The organism is Xanthomonas sp. NCPPB 2922 (genome assembly GCF_041520885.1).
In the GTDB taxonomy this organism is placed as follows: Bacteria; Pseudomonadota; Gammaproteobacteria; order Xanthomonadales; family Xanthomonadaceae; genus Xanthomonas; species Xanthomonas campestris.
Genome location: NZ_JBGOFY010000005.1, coordinates 189278 through 209417, shown reverse-complemented (window position 1 = coordinate 209417; position 20140 = coordinate 189278). Strand labels below are relative to the sequence as shown.

Here is a 20140-nt window from a genome sequence, read left to right as displayed (position 1 = left end):
CGGTGGCGCGCTTTTTTTTCTGTCGTTGCATGGGGCAACGACAGTGCATGCAGTGCACATTGAGTGGACCTGGCCATCGCCCTTCGCTGAAGGATGATGGCCAGTCCCGCTTCCGCAACCACGGGCCGGATGCCTGATGCCGGCGCGTCTTTGCCCACAGGAGTGCAGTTCCCATGACGACCGATAGCCGCCTTGCGGCTCCATCCCGCCGCCACGCCGGAGCTGCACCCAGAACGCGAATGCTCGCGCTCGGTCTGTTGCTCGCGTTGCCTGCCGCCACGCTCAGCGCAGCGCAATCGCCCACCGCGCCGACCGCCACCACGCTCAGCCCGGAGGTCATCGACCAGCAGTGGCTCGACGCCACCGCGCAGTACGCGCCCGAACGCGCACGGCTGGTGCGCGAAGCGCAAGCCGGCGCGCGCAAGGGGCCGTTCCGCCCCGACTGGGCCGCGCTGAAGGCGTACCAATCTCCTGCGTGGTACGACAACGCCAAGTTCGGCATCTTCATTCACTGGGGCGTGTTTTCGGTGCCGGCCTTCGGCAGCGAGTGGTATTCGCGCAACATGTATCTGGAAGGCTCCAAGGAATTCGCCCATCACGTGGCGACCTATGGCCCGCAGGCCAGCAGCGGCTACAAGGACCTGATTCCCAAATTCACCGCGCCCAAGTTCGACCCCACCGGCTGGGCCAAGCTGTTCCGTGAATCCGGTGCGCGCTATGTGGTGCCGGTGGCCGAGCATCACGATGGCTTTGCGTTGTACGACTCGAAGTTGTCCGACTGGACGGCGATGAAGATGGGCCCCAAGCGCGACCTGCTGGGCGAGTTGTCCACCGCGATCCGTGCGCAAGGCCTGCACTTCGGGCTGTCCTCGCACCGTGCCGAGCACAACTGGTTCTTCGATGGCGGGCGCAAGTTCGATTCCGACGTCAACGACCCGCGCTATGCGGCGCTGTATGGCCCCGCGCAGGTGCGCCTGCCCGGCAAGGACGACGCCGACGTCGCCAACGACTGGACGCCCGTATCGCAGGCGTGGCTGGACGACTGGCTGGCGCGCACCACCGAGTTGATCGATGTCTACCAGCCGGACCTGATCTATTTCGATTGGTGGATCGCCCACCCCACCTTCCGCAGCAGCCTGCCGACCATGCTGGCGTACTACTACAACCAGGGTGCGGCGCGGACCGAAGCCGACCGTGGCGTGGTGGTGAACTACAAGCTCGGTGCGTTTCCCGAAGGCGCCGGCACGCTGGATATCGAACGCGGCCAGCTCACCGGCATCCACCCCACGCATTGGCAGACCGACACCTCGGTGAGCAATGCATCGTGGGGCTATATCGAAAACGACACCTACAAGTCACCCACCTTCATCATCCACATGCTGGCCGATGTGGTGGCCAAGAACGGCAACCTGATGCTCAACATCGGCCCGCGCGCCGATGGCTCCATCCCCGATACCGAGCGCGGCATCCTGCTGGCGATCGGCAAGTGGCTCAAGACCAATGGCGGCGCGATCTACGAAAGCAAGCCGTGGCGCGTGTATGGCGAAGGCCCCACCGAAGTGGTGGGCGGCACCTTCCAGGACGTCAAGACCAAGCCGTACACGGCTGAAGATTTCCGCTTCACCACCCGCGATGGCGCGCTGTATGCCATCGAACTGGGCTGGCCGGCCGATGGCAAGGCGGTGATCCGCTCGCTCACCGCCGCCGATGGCGTGCGCGGGGTGACGCTGCTAGCCAATGGCAAAAAGATTCCCTTCGAACAACAGGCCGATGGCTTGCACCTGCAGCTGCCGGCCAAGCCGGTCGGCGAAAGCGCCTACGTGTTCCGCATCGACCTTGCGCCCTCTTCCACTCCCTGACGGATCCTGTCTTCATGATCAAGCGATTGACCTGGATGTTGCTCGCGCTGGCGGTTGCCTGCGCGCCCACCTTGGCGCTGGCCAAGAACCCCACGGCGCTGTTCTATCTGATGAACACGCAGAAATCGACCAATTCGTTCCTGGCCAATGTCGACAAGATCGATGTGGTGGTGCCCACCTGGTATGGCGTGGATCAGAATGGCTTGGTCAACGGCACCCCCAACATGTATCTGTACGACATCGCCAAGCAGAAAAATCTGCGCGTGATGCCGATCCTGTCGATGACCACCGGCCGCGACGGCTTCCACAAGCTGATGCATGACGAAGCGGCCAAGAAGCGCATGATCGAATCGCTGCTGATCCACGGCAAGCAGCACAAGTACTACGGCTTCCAGTTCGATTTCGAGAACATCGCCTGGACCGATCGCGATGCCTACACGCTGATGGTCAAGCAGACCGCCGATGCGCTGCACAAGGCCGGTTTCAAGATGTCGGTGGCAGTGGTGCCCAATGCACCGGGCCATGCCGAAGGCGGCCAGTTTTCCAAGTGGATGTGGGAATACTGGCGCGGCGCGTATGACCTGAAGGCACTGGGCCAGGCCGCCGATCTGGTCAGCATCATGACCTACGACCAGCACACCCGCTGGACCACGCCCGGCCCGGTCGACGGCATGGTGTGGATGAAGAAGCACCTGGACTACGCCATCACCCAGGTACCGAAGGAAAAGCTCTCGCTGGGTATCGCCACTTACGGCTACCGTTGGTACACCGGCAACCCGGTGAAGGAAGACGGCACCGAAGCGTCGAACATCTCGGCCACGTATATCGATGCCGACGAATCCTTCCCGCTGGCGATCGAACAGAACGCCACCGTGCAGTGGGATCCGGTGGAGCAGGAATCGTGGTTCTACTTCTACCGCGACGATATGCGCGAGTGGGTGTTCCGCCCGGATGCGCGCAGCTTCAAGGCACGCTACGACTTGGTGAAGCAGTACGGCCTGGAAGGCTTCAGCTGCTGGGTGCTGGGCGCCGAAGATCCGAAGGTGTGGGACGAGCTGCCGGTGGCGCAGCGCTGAGCCCGCCATGCAACAGGGCGGCGCGCGCACGAAGCGTGCGCCAGGCCCTGCGTCGTTCGCCACGGCTTTGCTACTGTGCGTGGCTGCCGTGTCCTGGCGCGTGGCAAGCTGCATGACACGCGCTGATTGCCACATCGGGATGTGATTGCATGCTCTCCAACACCGGCCCTGTTCCACGCACGCTGTCGTCGCGCCTGCTGCTGTCCACACGATTGCCGTCGCGCCTGCTTGTCTGCTGCGTTGCAGTCAGCGCCCTGCTTGGATGTGGTCAACGCGAGGCCGGCACTGCACCGGCCGTTGCCAGTGCAGGCGCCCCCGCGGCACCTGCCGCCAACACACCGCTGCCCCTGATTCCGGCACCGGCGCAGGTCACACGTGGCAGTGGCAGTTTCCACATCGGTGCCGGCACGGTGATTTCGATCGTCGGTGGCGATGCCGATGCACGCCGCAGCGCCGAATATCTCGCCGAGCTGCTCAAGCGCACGCGCGGCCTGTCGCTGGAAGTGCGCAACGAAACCAGCGCATCGCCGGGCAGCATCCGCCTGGAACGCAGCGCGCAGGCGCAGGTAGCGCAGAAGGAAGGCTACAGCCTCGATAGCGACGCGAAGGGCCTCCGCATCCAGGCGCGTGATGGCGCCGGGTTGTTCTATGGCACCGTGAGCGCGTGGCAGTTGATGACCCCGGATGCGCGCAAGGGCGATGTCGAGGTACCGGCGGTGGCCATCCGCGACTGGCCGCGTTTCAGCTGGCGCGGCCAGCATCTGGATGTGGCGCGCCACTTCCACGACGTGGCAACGGTCAAGCATGTGCTCGACACGATGGCCGTGCACAAGCTCAACGTGCTGCACTGGCATCTCACCGATGACCAGGGCTGGCGGATCGAGATCAAGCGCTATCCCAAGCTCACCGAGGTGGGTGCGTGGCGCACGCCGCCGGGCGCGGGCCAGCACGGCACACCGGAGCGCTATGGCGGCTTCTACACGCAGGAACAGATCAGCGAAGTGGTGGCCTACGCGGCGCGCCTGCACATCACCGTGCTGCCCGAGTTGGACATGCCCGGGCATGCGCAGGCGGCCGTTGCCGCGTATCCCGAAGAAGTGGGCGTCCCCGGTGTGCGCACCCAGGTGGGTGTGGACTGGGGCGTCAACCCGTATCTTTTCAACACCAGCGAGCGCAGCCTGACCTTCATCACCAATGTGCTGGATGAAGTACTCACGCTGTTCCCGTCGACCTACATCCACATCGGCGGCGATGAGGCAGTCAAGGACCAATGGGAAGCCTCGCCGGCCGTTCGCGCACAGATGCGCAAGCTCGGCGTCAAGGACGCACACGCGATGCAAGGCTGGTTCAACGAGCAACTGGCCCAGTACCTCACCCAACACGGCCGGCGCATGATCGGCTGGGACGAAATCCTCGAAGGCGGCGTGCCGGCCAGCGCGGCCGTGATGTCCTGGCGTGGCATCGAAGGCGCGGTGACCGCCGCCAAGCAAGGCCACGACGTGGTGCTGGTACCGGGCGATTCGCTGTATCTGGACAACCTGCAAACCACGCGCAGCGATGAACCCAACGGCCGCCTGACCACGCTGCCGCTCTCGAAGGTCTACGCATTCAACCCGGTGCCGACCGCGCTCAATGCCGAGCAGGCCAAGCATGTGCTCGGCGCGCAGGGCGCGTTGTGGGCCGAATACATTCCATCGCGCTGGCACATCGACCACGCGCTGTTCCCGCGCCTGGCAGCGGTGGCCGAAGTGACGTGGTCGCCGATGGCCGCGCGCGACTGGAAGAATTTCCTGGCGCGGATGCCGGCGCAGCTGCAGCGCTACCAGGCGCTGGGCATCGATTACAGCGATGGCGCGTTTGCCGCCGACATCGACCTGGAGGGCGACGTCAACGCGGTACTGGCCGGTGGCCCGGCCAAGGTGTCGCTCGGCAACCAGAGCGGCGCCGGCAGCCTGCACTACACCGTGGATGGCAGCGACCCCACGCCGGATGCACCGCGCTACACGGCGCCGTTCGCGATTCAGCTGCCCACCACCGTCAAGGCCACCGCCTTCACCGACGATGGCATCGCACTGGCCGCCCCGCGCAGCCGCACTTTTGACCGTGCCGCGCTGCTGAGCCGCGATACCCAGGGTCTGCGTCACTGTGTCGAGCAAGGGGCGCTGGGCCTGCGCCTGCCGCTGCTGCCGGACCTGCCGGGCGCGGACACGCCGGTCTACAACGTGGACCTGTTCCATGCCTGCCGCCTGTATCCGCAGGCGCGGCTGGATGGTGTGGGCGCGATCAAGGTGGACGCCGCACGCCTGGCGCGCAACTTCGGCCTGGCGCACGAGCAGTCCAAGGTGCAGAAGTATCCCGCCAAGACACCCGGCGGCGAACTCGAAGTGCGCCTGGGTTGCGAAGGCGAGGTGCTCGCGCGCATCCCGCTGCCCAAGGGCAACGCGCTCGGCGAACAATTCACGCTGGAAAGCGCGCTGCCTGCGCACACCGGCACGCACGATCTGTGCCTGCGCTTCACCGCCCCCATCACCGGCCCGTTGTATGCCATCGGCGCCGTCCATCTGATTGAAACCACCGCGCAGGCGCCCCCCGCCGCCACGCGCTGATCCCTCCAAGGAGAACCCTGCATGCCCCTGTCCCGCCACCGTCGTGTTCCTGCACCCGCCCGTCTCGGGCTTGCCCTCGCCTTCGCCATGTCGCAGGCCTGGGCGGCGCCGCCCACGGCCGTGACGCTGGACAGCGGCTGGCAGGTGCGGCTGGTGCCGGGGCAGGAACAGGCCAAGACCTACCCCAAGGCCGCGGCCTGGTTGCCGGCGCAGGTGCCGGGCGTGGTGCAGACCGATCTGATCGCCGCCAAGGTCGTGCCGGACCCGTTCTACCGCGACAACGAAGGCAAGATTCAGTGGGCCGGCCTGAGCGACTGGCAGTACCAGACGCGCTTCACCGTGGATGCGACCACGCTCGCGCGTGAGCATGTGGAGCTGGTGTTCGATGGCCTGGATACGTTTGCCGAGGTCACCCTCAACGGCAAGCCGTTGCTCAGTGCCGACAACATGTTCCGGCAGTGGCGCGTGGACGCCAAGGCGCTGCTCAAGCGCGGCGACAACGTACTGGAAGTGAAGCTGTTTTCGCCGATCAAGAAGATCCAGCCGTGGCTCGCCAAGCAGCCGTACGCGCTGCCGGGCGCCTACGATTCGGCTTTCGGCGACGAGCCCGAATCGCGGCACAGCTCCACCTACGTGCGCAAGGCGCCGTACAACTTCGGCTGGGACTGGGGCCCGCGCATGGTCAACGCCGGCATCTGGAAAGAGGTGCGTGTGGAAGCCTGGGATGCGGTGCGCGTGGATGGGCTGCATATCGCCCAGCAACGTGTGGATGCCGATAGCGCGCAACTGCAGGCGCAGCTGGAGTTGCAGGCCGGCCGCAGCGGCCCGGTGCAGGTCAGCCTTGACGTGCTCGGCCCGGATGGCCAACGCGTGGGCCAGTTCACCCAGGACGCGGTGGTCGACCCGGGCCAGAACCGAATCGATCTGGCCGTGCGCATCGCCAAGCCCAAGCGCTGGTTCCCGGCCGGCTACGGCGCGCAGGACCGCTACACCTTCGTGGCGACGGTGCGCGATGCCGATGGCGATGGCGACAGCCAGCAGATCAAGCGCATCACCGGCCTGCGTTCGGTGGAGCTGCGCCGCGAAAAAGACAAGTTCGGCAAGAGCATGGAGATCGTGATCAACGGCATCCCGATCTTTGCCAAGGGCGCTAACCTAATTCCGCTGGATGCCTTCCCCTCGCGCGTCAGCCAGGCGCGCATGCGCAGCACCCTGCAGGACGCGCGCGATGCCAACATGAACATGCTGCGCATGTGGGGCGGCGGCCATTACCAGGACGAACACTTCTACGAGGTGGCCGACGAGCTGGGCATCATGATCTGGCAGGACTTCATGTTCGGTGGCGCGGTGCCGCCGTATGACGTGGAGTTCCGCGAAAACACCCGCCAGGAAGCGATCGAACAGGTCAAACGCCTGCGCGACCATCCCAGCGTGGTGTTGTGGTGCGGCAACAACGAAGTGCAGACCGGTTGGGAAAACTGGGGCGACCGGGTCAAGTTCAAGCAGTCGGTGGACCCGGAAGAACGCAGCCGCATCGAGCGTGGCATGACCACGCTGTTCGGCACCGTGTTCCGCGAAGTGGTCGCCACCTACGATAGCGACGTGCCGTACTGGTCCACCTCGCCCGGCACCAACTTCGACGGCGCCGCCGACCAGGCCAACGATGGCGACATGCATTACTGGAAGGTCTGGGGCGGCCCGGCGCTGCCGGTCACCGAATACCTCAATGTCACTCCGCGTTTCATGTCCGAATACGGCCTGCAGTCGTTCCCCGACATGCGCACTGTGCGCGCGTTCGCCGAACCCGGCGACATGGATCCGGAATCGCCGGTGATGCGCGTGCATCAGAAGTTCGACAAGGGCAACGGCAACAAGCGGCTGATGCTGTATATCCGCCGCGAATTTGGCGAGCCCAAGGATTTCGAAAGCTTCGTCTACCTGAGCCAGCTGATGCAGGCCGAAGGCATCAACCTGGCCGCCTCGCATCTGCGCGCCTCACGCCCGCAATCGATGGGCTCGCTGTACTGGCAGCTCAACGACGTGTGGCCCGGCGCCTCCTGGTCCAGCGTGGACTACTACGGCCGCTGGAAGGCGCTGCACTACCACGCACGCCGCTTCTATGCGCCGGAGATGATCGCCGCGCTGCGCAACGACAAGGGCCAGACCGAGGTCTCGCTGGTGTCCGACCGCACCACGCCGCTGCAGGCGCGCTGGCGCATGCGCGTGATGAGCATGGAGGGCAAGGTGCTGAGCAAGCGCGAAGAAAAAGCCACGCTCAAGCCGCTGAGCAGCCTGCAGGTGGGCAACTTCAGCGACAAGCAATTGCTGGGCAGCGCCGATCCGAAGCGTAGCTATGCGGTGTTCGAATTATTCGACGGCGACAAGCTGTTGTCGCGCGAAGTGGTGTTCTTCGCCGCCGCCAAGCAACTGGCATTGCCCACCGCCACGATGGACAGCCAGTGGCGCGCCGATGGCGATGGCTACGCGCTCACGCTGTCCAGCAAGACGCTGGCGCGCGAGGTGTGGCTATCGTTCGGCGACGTGGACGCCACGCTGTCGGACAACGCCTTCGACCTGCTGCCGGGCGAGCCGCTGACCGTGCAAGTGACCAGCAAGACAGCGCTGGCGCAGTTGCAGTCGGCGATGCAGGTCCGCGACCTGGCCAGCACGCTGGCGGGTGCACCACCGGAGCCGGCCGAAAGCAAATGACATTGCAGTGCGCTGCGCAGTGAGCGCGGCGCGTGCACCGCGGTGAACATCATCGTTGGTGCAAGGCGCGGCGCACGCCAGCACCATCGCACCGCTTCGCACCTGCGCAGCAGCGCGAGCGGGAGTCGCACTACCGCGGCAGTGCCAATGCACGGCCTGCCGCATCCAGATTCATCCCTGCCCGTCGCACGCGACGGGTACCCCAATGCAACGCCGCGCGGCCACTGCCGCACGGCAGGAGTGAAATGATGTCGTTGTCCGTGTTTCCGCATCGCCTGGCCCTCGCTCTCGGATTTGCCTTGGCTGCACCGCTGACCAGCGCGCCCGCTCAGGCCGCAGCGCCCACCGGCACGCCGGAACAGCGTGCCGCTGCACTGGTCGCGCAGATGAGCCGCGAGGAAAAAGTGGCCCAGGCGATGAACGCGGCGCCGGCAATTCCGCGCCTGGGCATCCCCGCCTACGAATGGTGGAGCGAGGGCCTGCACGGCATTGCCCGCAATGGCTACGCCACGGTGTTTCCGCAGGCGATCGGGCTGGCCGCCAGCTGGAATACGCAGCTGATGCAGCAGGTGGGCACGGTGGTGTCGACCGAGGCACGTGCCAAGTTCAACCAGGCCGGCGGCCCAGGCAAGGACCACAAGCGTTACGCAGGCCTGACCATCTGGTCGCCCAACATCAACATCTTCCGCGACCCGCGCTGGGGCCGTGGCATGGAAACCTATGGCGAGGACCCCTTCCTCACCGGGCAACTGGCCGTGGGCTTCATTCGCGGCCTGCAGGGCGATGACCTGGAACATCCGCGCACGATTGCAACGCCCAAGCACATCGCCGTGCACAGCGGCCCGGAACCGGGCCGGCATGGTTTCGATGTGGACGTCTCGCCGCGCGATGTGGAAGCGACCTACACACCTGCGTTCCGCGCCGCGCTGGTCGAGGGCCAGGCCGGCTCGGTGATGTGCGCCTACAACTCCCTGCACGGCACGCCGGCATGCGCGGCGGACTGGTTGCTCAACGGCCGCGTGCGCGGCGATTGGGGCTTCAAGGGCTTTGTGGTCTCCGACTGCGATGCAGTGGACGACATGACCCAGTTCCATTACTTCCGCCCGGATAACGCCGGATCGTCGGCGGCAGCACTCAAGGCCGGCCACGATCTCAACTGCGGCACTGCCTATCGCGCGCTTGGCACCGCGATCGAACGCGGTGAAGTGGACGAAGCCTTGCTCGATCAATCGCTGGTGCGCCTGTTCGCCGCACGCTACCGCCTGGGCGAGCTGCAGGCGCCGCGCAAGGACCGTTACGCCAGGCTCGGCGCCAAGGACATCGACAACGCGGGCAACCGTGCGCTGGCGTTGCAGGCGGCGGCCGAGTCGATTGTGCTGCTGAAGAACGCGAACGCCACGCTGCCATTGAAGGCCGGCACGCGGCTGGCGGTGATCGGCCCCAACGCCGATGCATTGGCTGCACTGGAAGCCAACTACCAAGGCACCTCATCGCAGCCGGTGACGCCGCTGCTCGGCCTGCGCCAGCGCTTCGGCGCGCAGCAGGTGCGCTACGCGCAAGGCGCGCCGCTGGCCGCTGGCGTGCCGGGCATGATTCCGGAGACCGCGCTGCGCAGCGAAGGCAAGCCCGGGCTGCGCGGTGAGTATTTCGAAAATGTCGAGTTGGAAGGCGCACCGCGCGTGACGCGCCAGGACCGCGCGATCAGCTTCAACTGGGACCAGGTAAGCCCCGCCAAGGGCGTGCCTGCCGATCGCTACGCCGTGCGCTGGAGCGGCGAGCTGTTGCCGCCCGGCACTGGCGACTACACGCTGGCAGTGCGCGTGGCGCGGTGCTTCGATTGCACCGGTCACGACCCGGTGCGGCTGTACATCGACGACAAACTGGTCGTTGCCGGCAACGCCGAAGACAAGCACGTGCCGGCCGGCATGCACAATGCCGACGGCCGCAGCGTGGAGACGGTGCTGCATTTCGACGACACCCGCCCACGCAAGATCCGCCTGGAGCTCGAACACCGCGGCCAGGACCAGGGCGTGCGCCTGGAATGGCTGGCGCCGGCCGCCGCGCAACTGGCCGAGGCCGAACAAGCCGTGGCGCAGGCCGATGCGGTGGTGGCCTTCGTCGGTTTATCGCCGGATGTGGAAGGCGAGGAACTGCGTATCGACGTGCCCGGCTTCGACGGCGGCGACCGTAACGACATCGCCCTGCCCGCCGCGCAGCAGGCCTTGCTGGAGCGTGCCAAGGCCTCCGGCAAGCCGTTGGTGGTGGTGTTGATGAGCGGCAGCGCAGTGGCATTGAACTGGGCCAAGACCCATGCCGATGCAATCGTGGCGGCGTGGTACCCCGGCCAGTCCGGCGGCACCGCCATTGCCCGTGCGCTGGCCGGTGACGACAACCCCGGCGGGCGCCTGCCGGTGACGTTCTATCGCTCCACCAAGGACCTGCCGCCATACGTCAGCTACGACATGAAGGGCCGCACCTACCGCTATTTCAAGGGCGAGGCGTTGTTTCCGTTCGGCTACGGGCTCAGCTACACCCGCTTTGCGTACGAGACGCCGCGCCTGTCCGCCACCACGCTGCAGGCCGGCAGCCCCCTGCAAGTGACCACGACCGTGCGCAATACCGGTGAACGCGCGGGCGATGAAGTGACGCAGGTGTATCTGCAGTATCCAGACCGCCCGCAGTCGCCATTGCGCAGCCTGGTTGGATTCCAGCGCGTGCATCTGAAACCGGGCGAGCAGCGCACGCTCACCTTCACCCTGGATGCGCGCGCCTTGAGCGATGTGGACCGTACAGGCACGCGCGCGGTGGAAGCCGGCGATTACCGGCTGTTCGTCGGTGGTGGCCAGCCAGACACCGGCGCCGCCGGCCAGAGCGTGGCGCTCACCATCCAGGGCCGCGCACCGCTGCCAAAGTAAGGCCATTCGCAGCGTGCCGGCGCAGCGCCGGCATGCGCGTCACGAACACCACGCGCCCGCAGCCCGGGCGCGGCATCAGGAGTATCCATGCGTAAGATCCCCACAGACAGCATCACTGAGCCAGCGCGCGACGACAGCACGCAATCCGCCACCGCCGCCGTCTCGCGCCGCACGATGCTGGGTATGCTCGGCGCCGCCGCAGGCAGCGCGCTGATCGGCGGCATTCCCGGTGCGCGTGCGGCGACTTCGTCACCGGCCTCGCGCTTTGTCAGCAAGCGTCCGCCCAAGGCGCAGCGCCGTTTTGTCAGCACCGCAGTGGAGCAGCAGATCACCCAGATCAAGGCGCGCATCGCCGACCCGGAACTGGCCTGGCTGTTCGAGAACTGCTACCCCAACACGCTCGACACCACGGTGGAAACCGGCACCCGCAACGGCAAGCCGGACACCTTCGTCATCACCGGCGACATCCACGCGATGTGGCTGCGCGATTCGTCCGCGCAGGTGCATCCGTACGTGCCGCTGGCCAAGCGCGACCCCGCGCTGCGATGCATGTTCCATGGCCTGATCCAGCGCCAGGCGGCTTGCATAAAGCTCGATCCGTATGCCAACGCGTTCCTGCCCGATGGCCAGACCCAGCGCCTGAAGTGGTCGCTCAACGACATCACCGAGATGAAGCCCGGTGTGGGCGAGCGCAAGTGGGAAATCGATTCGCTGTGCTACCCGATCCGCATTGCGCACGAATACTGGCGTGCCACCAACGACACTGCGCCGTTCGACGACGACTGGCGCGAGGCGATGCACGTGGTGGTGCGCACCTTCCGCGAACAGCAGCGCAAGGACAACCGCGGCCCGTACGTGTTCCAGCGCCCCTCGCCGCTGGCCACCGAGACGCTGGTGCTGGAAGGCTACGGCCAGCCGACCAAGCCCAACGGCATGATCCATTCGATGTTCCGCCCGTCCGACGATGCCTGCGTATTCCCATTGTTCGTGCCGGCCAACCTGTTCGCGGTGGCCTCGCTGCGGCAGCTGGCCAGCATGAGCACGCAGATCCATCGCGACAGCGCCTTCGCGGCCGACTGCACGGCGCTGGCCGACGAAGTGGAAACCGCCACACGCCAGTTCGGGCAGATGCGCGACAGCGACGGGCAGGCGTATTGGGCGTTCGAAGTGGACGGCTACGGCAACCAGTTGTTCATCGACGACGCCAACGCGCCCGGGCTGCTCAGCCTGGCTTACCTGGGCTGCTGCGATCGCGCCGACCCGGTGTTCCTGCGCACACGCCAGCTGGCCTGGAGCGAACGCAACCCGTACTTCTCGCGCGGCACCGCGGCCGAAGGCGTGGGCAGCCCGCATAGCGGCATGGGCACCATCTGGCCGATGGCGATCGTGCAGTACGCGCTGGTCAGCGACGACGACACGCAGCTGCGCCAATGCCTGCAGTGGCTCAAGACCACGCATGCCGGCACCGGCTTCATGCATGAGGCCTTCGACAAGGACAACCCGGCCACATTCACGCGTGACTGGTTCGCCTGGGCCAACACCTTGTTCGGCGAACTCATCATCGACCTGCATCAGCGCAAACCGCAGTTGCTGCGCAGTAGTTGATCGTCCGAAGCGCTAGATCTTCCTTTCCAGGCGGAATGACAGAGCACTTGATCTTCCCTTCTCCCGCCGGGAGAAGGTGCCCGAAGGGCGGATGAGGGTGCCCCGGCATCGGCCCGCAAACTCCGAGACCAGACACATGGCAACACGACGCGGTTTTCTACAAGGCGCCATCGCAGCAGCCCTCTTCGGTAGCGGCGCTCTGGCCACAGGCCTCGCCCGCGCACGCGCAGGCACCTACGCACTGCCGGCCGACGCGCGTGCGCGCCCGGACCTCACCCGCCACGTGGACGTGTTCATCGGCACCGGCGGCCACGGCCACACCTTCCCCGGCGCGACATTGCCGTTCGGCATGGTGCAGCTCAGCCCGGACACCTACAACGCGGTGTGGGATTCGTGCTCGGGCTACCACGAGTCCGATGGCTCGATCATGGGCTTCTCGCACACGCATCTATCCGGCACCGGCATTGGCGACATGCTCGATGTGTTGCTGGTGCCGGCCACCGGCGAGGTCAAGCTGGTACCCGGCCCGCTGGATGATCCCGACGCCGGCTATCGCTCGCGCTACGACCATGCGGATGAAGCGGCCTCGCCCGGCTACTACCGCGTGCGGCTCAAGGACAGCGGCGTGCATGCCGAACTCACCGCCACCGCGCGCGCCGGCCTGCACCGGTACCACTTCCCCAAGGGCAAACCTGCGCACGTGCTGCTGGACCTATGCCATGGCATGCAGGACAAACCCGGCATCGCCACCCGCGTGAGCGATGCGCAGCTGCGCGTGGTCGACGCACAGACCATCACCGGCGGCCGCCGTGTCTATCAATGGGCCAAGGGCCGCTATATCTACTTCGCCATGCGGCTGTCGCGCCCGTTCGAAAAGGTGCAGCTGTACAACGAAGACCAGCCCCTCGCCGCCGGGCTGCGCAGCGCCGATGGCGTGCATCTCAAGGCTACACTGCATTATCCGGACGCCTCCGAGGCGCCGTTGCTGATCAAGGTCGGCATCTCGGCGGTGAGCGCGGACAACGCGTTGGCCAACCTGGATGCCGAACTTCCCGACTTCGACTTCACCCGCGTGCATGCGCAAGCCGTGGCCGCGTGGGAAAAGGAACTGGGGCGCGTGCGGATCGACAGCGACGACGACGCGCAACGGCGCATCTTCTACACCGGCCTGTATCACAGCCTGTTGGCGCCCACGTTGTTCAGTGACGTGGATGGCCGCTACCGCGGCATGGACCTGCAGATCCACACTGCACCCAAGGGGTATCACAACTACAGCACCTACTCGTTGTGGGACACCTACCGCGCTGCGCATCCGCTGCTCACCCTGGTGCAGCCCGAGCGCGTGCCCGACCTGGTGCAATGCCTGGTGCGCGGCGCCAATGAATGCCCGGATGGCGTGGGCATCTGGCCGCTGCAAGGCGTGGAAACCGGCTGCATGATCGGCTACCACTCGGCGGTGGTGCTGGCCGAAGCGCATGCCAAGGGCTTCACCGGCATCGACTACAAAGCCGCCTGGCCGGCCTACCGCAAGCGCGCCATGGACGACACCACGCATGGCCTGGCGTACTACCGCGCGCTTGGCTACATCCCCGCCGACAAGGTGGACGAGGCGGTCAGCCGCACCCTGGAATACGCCTACGACGACTGGGCCTGCGCGCACCTGGCGCAGGCCGCCGGCGCCGCCGACGATGCACGCGCACTGCGCGACCGTTCGCGCAATTACCGCAACGTGTTCAATCGCGACAGCGGCTTCGTGCAGGCGCGGCTGGAAGACGGCAGCTGGGCCAAACCGTTCGACCCGCGCGGCATGGGCCACCTCACCCAATGGCGCGATTTCACCGAATCCAACGCCTGGCAGGCCACCTTCCTCAATCAGCACGATCTGTACGGCTACATGGACCTGTACGGCGGCCGCGATGGCTTCGTTGCCAAGCTCGACGAACTGTTTTCCACCAGCTCCGAACTGCCCGCCGATGCGCCGCCGGATATCGACGGTCTGGTCGGCCAGTACGCGCACGGCAACGAACCCAGCCATCACGTGGCGTATCTGTTCGCCTACGCCGGCCAGCCGTACAAGACCCAGGCGATGGTGCACCGGCTGCTGCGCGAGCAATACCACGACGCGCGCAACGGCCTGTCCGGCAATGAAGACTGCGGGCAGATGAGCGCGTGGTTCGTGCTCAGTGCGCTGGGGTTATATGCGGTGGATCCGGTCAGCGGCAACTATATCCTCGGCAGCCCGCTGTTCAAGCGCGCAGAACTGGATGTCGGCAACGGCCGCACCTTGCGCATCGTGGCCAACAACAACAGCGCACAAAACGTGTACGTGCAATCGCTGACCTGGAACGGCAAACCGATCAACCGTAGCTGGATGCGCCATGCCGATCTGGCGGCTGGCGGCACGCTGGAATTCAGCATGGGCGCCAAGCCAAACCTGACCTTTGGTGCGAACAAGCAGGATTTGCCGCCGTCGTTTGCTTGATGCTCGTTCTTACTCGTTACAAGTCACTCGTCACCGCCGAGAATTTCCCATGTTGCGCACCACCCTTGCACCGCTCGTTCTGGCCCTCGCGTTCGCACTTCCCGTCACCGCGGTTGCCGCTACTACCGACACCTGGCCCAGCTTCGGCACCCAAGGCACGCAGTTCGTGCGCGACGGCAAGCCGTACCAGATTCTCTCCGGCGCCATCCATTTCCAGCGCATTCCGCGCGAATACTGGAAAGACCGCCTGCAGAAGGCGCGCGCACTCGGCTTGAACACGGTGGAGACCTACGTGTTCTGGAACCTGGTCGAACCGCAGCAAGGCCAGTTCGACTTTTCCGGCAACAACGATGTGGCCGCGTTCGTGCGCGAAGCCGCCGCGCAGGGCCTCAACGTGATCCTGCGCCCCGGCCCCTACACCTGCGCCGAGTGGGAAGCCGGCGGCTACCCCGCGTGGTTGTTCGGCAAGGACAATATCCGCGTACGCAGCCGCGACCCGCGCTTTCTCGCTGCCAGCCAGGCCTATCTGGATGCCGTGTCCAAACAGGTGCATCCGCTGCTTAACCATAACGGCGGCCCGATCATCGCCGTGCAGGTCGAGAACGAATACGGCTCCTACGACGACGACCACGCCTACATGGCCGACAACCGCGCCATGTACGTCAAGGCCGGCTTCGACGACGCCTTGCTGTTCACCTCAGACGGCGCCGACATGCTCGCCAACGGCACCTTGCCGGACACCTTGGCGGTGGTGAATTTTGCGCCGGGCGAAGCAAAGAGCGCATTCGACAAACTGATCAAGTTCCGCCCCGACCAACCGCGCATGGTTGGCGAATACTGGGCCGGCTGGTTCGATCACTGGGGCAAGCCGCACGCCAGCACCGATGCCAAGCAACAGACCGAAGAACTCGAGTGGATCCTGCGCCAGGGCCATTCGGCCAATCTCTACATGTTCATCGGCGGCACCAGTTTCGGCTTCATGAATGGTGCCAATTTCCAGGGCAATCCCAGCGACCATTACGCCCCGCAGACCACCAGCTACGACTACGACGCCATCCTCGACGAGGCCGGCCGTGCCACGCCCAAGTTCGCACTGATGCGCGATGCCATCACCCGCGTCACCGGCGTGCAACCGCCTGCATTACCGGCACCGATCGCCATCGCCGCCCTGCCGGAAACCCAACTGCGCGAATCCGCCTCGCTATGGGACAACCTGCCCGCCCCGATCGCCATCGACACCCCGCAGCCGATGGAACATTTCGGCCAGGATTACGGCTACATCCTCTACCGCACCACCGTCACCGGCCCGCGCAAGGGCGCGCTGTACCTGGGCGAGGTGCGCGACGTAGCACGCGTGTATCTGGACAAGAAGCCGGTCGGCAGCGTCGAACGTCGCCTGCAGCAGGTCTCCACCAACGTGGATATTCCGGCCGGCGAACACACGCTCGATGTGCTGGTGGAAAACAGCGGCCGCATCAACTACGGCCCGCGCATGGCCGACGGCCGCGCCGGCCTGGTCGACCCGGTGCTGCTGGACAACCGGCAACTCACCGGCTGGCAGGCCTTCCCGCTGCCGATGCGCTCGCCCGACAGCCTGCGCGGCTGGACCCGCAATCACGTCGATGGCCCTGCCTTCCATCGCGGCACCCTGCGCATCGACACACCGACCGATACCTATCTGGACATGCGCGCCTTCGGCAAGGGCGTGACCTGGACCAACGGCGTCAACCTGGGCCGCCACTGGAACATCGGCGCGCAACGTGCGCTGTACTTCCCGGCACCGTTCCAGCGCAAGGGCGACAACACCGTGGTGGTGTTCGATCTGGACAGCACCGCCAAGCCCAGCGTGCGTGGTTTGCAGCAGCAGGTGTGGATCACGCCGAAGGAGTAAGCGCGGCCAAGAAACCACCGCGCTCATCATCAGACGGGCGCAGCGTTCGCTTCGATCGGTTAAGAGCCGCCAACAAAACTACTGCGTGGCCACCAGACGGTCGCAGTCGGTGCTCGGAATGAGGGTTGGCAGGGATTCGTGTAAAAAATAGCCAAAAGTGAGCTAACTTGCTGTAAGGCAAGAAATTTTTTACGGATTCCTGCCGACCCTCTCTATCGCCGATTGTCAAATTGCTAGAACTTTTTCCACCACTTGCTTTTCTTTTTCTTCTGTTCGATAGATCGTTCGGAAACTTGCCTGACGCTGCTTTCTGCTGGAGCTTGCTCCGCTTGGGCAAGACGATCCCTCTCCGCTTGGGCTTGGGCTTGGGCAAGACGATCCGTGATGAGGCCGCGGCCTGGTGCGATCTCGCTCAGGTCCCTGCCGTCCGCAGAGTCGAACGTGCCGTCGATCACCCTGTGAGCCAGCGTCTCTATCCCGGTCAGCACATGATCGCCGCAGGAATAACCGTCCGGCTGTATCGCGGTGGGCATTTCATGAATTTCTTTATAATCAAGGCCGAGGTGATAGGCCGCCATGTCGGCAAGGTAGCGTTGCTGTGGCTGCGTCTGTGCCATGGAATCGTAGTAGTAGGCTGCGGCAGCGTCCTTGTTGCGACGGTCGACGACGAGCAATGACCAATGAAAGTTGGGCTGATTGATCGGCAGGAACACGATAGGTGGGACGTCGTCTCCGACAAGAAGGCGCCGTGCGCGGGCCTGTTGGCCTGGATCTGTGGAGCTCAGCATGGTCACTACCTGCGAGTCGGCAAAGTGAAGTAAATGGGCATTGGGCTGCCCTCGCAATCGGCGAGCGAGGTCGTCGGTGTAGGCGCGCAAATGTCCATCCAGCAGCCACGAAGTGTCCGTCACTTGAGGAAGCTCGGGGTCTGCGACGTCCTGGGGCGACGGCAGATTGTCCACATCGATCCTCTCGGGACTCATGGCCGAGTGCCCCACGGGAGTCTGCGTGCCGTAGTCCCAAGGCTCATCTTCTTCCTGGGGGGTGTTGAGGTCGAATTCGCGGCCATAATGGCTCATGGAGGAGAGGCCGTCGAAGGTCGAGTCCGTGCTTTGGGCGGGCGTGGCGTACTGCCACCCTGGCTGCTCGATTTCCTGGGGGGTGTTGAGGTCGAATTCGCGATAACCATAGTTCTGCCTGGAGTCCAAGGACTCGAGATCATCGAAGGTGGAACTCGATGCTTCGGGCTGGGCTGGCCATGCACGATAGGAAGAACCCGCCGACGTGGCGTGCTGCCACCACCCTGGCTGCTCGATTTCCTGGGGGGTGTTGAGGTCGAATTCGCGATAACTATAGTTCCGCCTGGAGTCCAAGGACTCGAGATCATCGAAGGTGGAACTCGACGCTTCGGGCCGGGCTGGCCATGCACGATAGGAAGAATCAGCCGGAGTATCGGGATACCACTCACCTGATGCGTTCTGCGGCCAACCGCCAGAGGGGGTGGGCGGGATCAGGGACGAATAGGAAGAATAGGAAGAACCCGCCGGGGTCTTGGGATTCCACGTTTCTTCTGGCCGATGGAAGGCCTGAGGGGGGCTGTTTGGAGGCAGATCCGTTTGTTGATAACGCATTCTGAAGTTGGCGCGAATTGCCGTCTGGATGCCTTGGGATGCTCCTGAAATCACTGCTTCACCCAGACGAGTCAGTTCGCCGGTTTCCTCGTCGACCATTCTTCGAGGTTTGCTTGTGATAAATATCCGCTGCTTGCATCGTCGATACTGCACGTTCTATTGCTGAATTTGCCTGAAATGGCAAGAAGCAAATCTGGGTTTTGACGGAGGGTCCGGAATACGCCTTTTAGAGGCTTGCTTTTTGGAGCGGGCTTGCTTTTTGGAGCGGCCAAGGCCAGTTTGCGTCTCTCGCTTGCCAGATCAAATCTTTTCTTCTGATCCGGGGTGATGTATGGAAGGATGTTAAGTAGCGCCCGGCCGAATGAGCCATCACCACGCAAGTAATTATGGAATCTCACAGCGCTTGGCACTTTCTCTAATGCTTCATATCTTGGTAGATATCCCATAATTTCGCTGATCGCGCTTTTGGCTTCTTTGGCTTCTTTGGCTTCTTTGGCTTCTTCGGATTCTTCGGCTTTGGCTTTGGCTTTGGCTTTGGCTCCGGCAATGCGATCCAAAGCGGCTTGGCTCAGCACCATATTTTGACTGCAAGCCAACTCCAGGTTGCTCAGCGCGATTTCTCGATCTTCAGGAACCAAGACATTCTCAATTCGTCTCATTATTTGATGTATGACCTCGTCGCGTTGACCTTCGTTCAATTCCCGAAGCATCTGCATGCCACTCATACGTGACAGGCTGCTTTCTGCCAAAAAGCCAGAAAAACCTGGAAATCTTCTTCGTAGCTCGGTAATATCTTCGCCATCGCCATAGGCGCCGATTAGTTCTAATACTTTTGAGTAATCTCTATGGGTTTTGGAGGTCGGCGCGGCTGCGCGCATCTGATGGACCGAGCTATGGGCATGCACTTGCGTGGGATTTCTTCGCGGGAGGGATTCAAGCAGCGGATTCATGTTATAACCCGCGCTGTGGTTTTCCCTGTATTCTTCCGGGGGCGTAGAATTGCGGTGATCATCCGCCGCCTCCGTCATTCCGCGATATTTTTTATAGTCAAAATTAAATAATCCGTCCATCATTTGAAGTACCTATTGGAGCTAATTTTGATATTGCCAGGCGTTCACGATGCAAGTAACTCTCGGAGGCGAATCCGTTTTCTTGAAAGCGATCTTCCCGTGTCGCGGTTTGGCGAGCAGCGCTCCGTTTCGCGGTGGCTCACCCAAGTCCTGGTTGAGGCGACGAAGCATTGATACGCCCAAGGCTTTGTAGACAGGTACGTACCACTCATACGCTGCGGTTCTGAGCGCGCAGCCCGCATACACTGAAGACTGCTCGCCAAGTGTTGTCAGCCACTCCAGGCCGTGGCGGCAGG

General features: G+C 64.2%; 8 protein-coding genes, 1 other RNA gene and 1 pseudogene. 9 read left to right on the top strand and 1 reads right to left on the bottom strand.

Going from position 1 to position 20140, the window contains the following annotated elements; translation table 11 throughout:
* The first annotated feature begins 173 nt into the window (after positions 1-173).
* From ACD584_RS08885 to ACD584_RS08850, 8 genes are all read left to right on the top strand, one after another.
* The gene (locus tag ACD584_RS08885) at positions 174-1859 is read left to right on the top strand and encodes an alpha-L-fucosidase (protein WP_076036977.1); all 1686 of its coding nucleotides are present in this window, start codon (positions 174-176) and stop codon (positions 1857-1859) included.
* A gap of 14 nt (positions 1860-1873) precedes the next feature.
* Positions 1874-2935: a glycosyl hydrolase family 18 protein gene (locus ACD584_RS08880; RefSeq protein WP_076036978.1), complete on the top strand. Its 1062-nt coding sequence runs from the start codon at positions 1874-1876 to the stop codon at positions 2933-2935.
* A gap of 149 nt (positions 2936-3084) precedes the next feature.
* Complete coding sequence (locus tag ACD584_RS08875; protein WP_076036979.1) at positions 3085-5541, top strand: family 20 glycosylhydrolase; 2457 nt, start codon at positions 3085-3087, stop codon at positions 5539-5541.
* A 21-nt stretch (positions 5542-5562) separates the two neighbouring features.
* Entirely contained in the window at positions 5563-8250 is a 2688-nt protein-coding gene (locus ACD584_RS08870) for a glycoside hydrolase family 2 protein (protein ID WP_076036980.1), read from the top strand.
* A gap of 248 nt (positions 8251-8498) precedes the next feature.
* Positions 8499-11165 carry a glycoside hydrolase family 3 C-terminal domain-containing protein gene (locus ACD584_RS08865; protein ID WP_076037868.1) on the top strand — a complete coding sequence of 889 codons (2667 nt, stop codon included), beginning with the start codon at positions 8499-8501 and terminating at the stop codon, positions 11163-11165.
* 174 nt (positions 11166-11339) lie between these two features.
* Positions 11340-12770, top strand: a complete 1431-nt coding sequence (locus ACD584_RS08860) for a glycoside hydrolase family 125 protein (protein WP_175611855.1) — start codon at positions 11340-11342, stop codon at positions 12768-12770.
* Positions 12771-12906: 136 nt separating this feature from the next.
* Positions 12907-15252, top strand: coding sequence for a GH92 family glycosyl hydrolase (locus tag ACD584_RS08855; protein WP_076036982.1), 2346 nt, complete (start codon positions 12907-12909; stop codon positions 15250-15252).
* Between the two features lie 49 nt (positions 15253-15301).
* Positions 15302-17143 carry a beta-galactosidase family protein gene (locus ACD584_RS08850; protein ID WP_070690193.1) on the top strand — a complete coding sequence of 614 codons (1842 nt, stop codon included), beginning with the start codon at positions 15302-15304 and terminating at the stop codon, positions 17141-17143.
* Positions 17144-17376: 233 nt separating this feature from the next.
* Here the strand turns inward: ACD584_RS08850 and ACD584_RS08845 are convergent.
* A pseudogene (locus ACD584_RS08845) lies at positions 17377-19724 on the bottom strand (Ulp1 family isopeptidase).
* 319 nt (positions 19725-20043) lie between these two features.
* Between ACD584_RS08845 and ACD584_RS08840 the strand changes: the two are divergent.
* Positions 20044-20119, top strand: a non-coding RNA gene (locus ACD584_RS08840) — sX9 sRNA.
* Positions 20120-20140 lie beyond the last annotated feature (21 nt).

Coding starts and splice junctions, on each gene's coding strand:
- ACD584_RS08885 (WP_076036977.1), top strand. CDS start 174: ATGACGACCGATAGCCGCCTTGCGGCTCCATCCCGCCGCCACGCCGGA.
- ACD584_RS08880 (WP_076036978.1), top strand. CDS start 1,874: ATGATCAAGCGATTGACCTGGATGTTGCTCGCGCTGGCGGTTGCCTGC.
- ACD584_RS08875 (WP_076036979.1), top strand. CDS start 3,085: ATGCTCTCCAACACCGGCCCTGTTCCACGCACGCTGTCGTCGCGCCTG.
- ACD584_RS08870 (WP_076036980.1), top strand. CDS start 5,563: ATGCCCCTGTCCCGCCACCGTCGTGTTCCTGCACCCGCCCGTCTCGGG.
- ACD584_RS08865 (WP_076037868.1), top strand. CDS start 8,499: ATGTCGTTGTCCGTGTTTCCGCATCGCCTGGCCCTCGCTCTCGGATTT.
- ACD584_RS08860 (WP_175611855.1), top strand. CDS start 11,340: ATGCTGGGTATGCTCGGCGCCGCCGCAGGCAGCGCGCTGATCGGCGGC.
- ACD584_RS08855 (WP_076036982.1), top strand. CDS start 12,907: ATGGCAACACGACGCGGTTTTCTACAAGGCGCCATCGCAGCAGCCCTC.
- ACD584_RS08850 (WP_070690193.1), top strand. CDS start 15,302: ATGTTGCGCACCACCCTTGCACCGCTCGTTCTGGCCCTCGCGTTCGCA.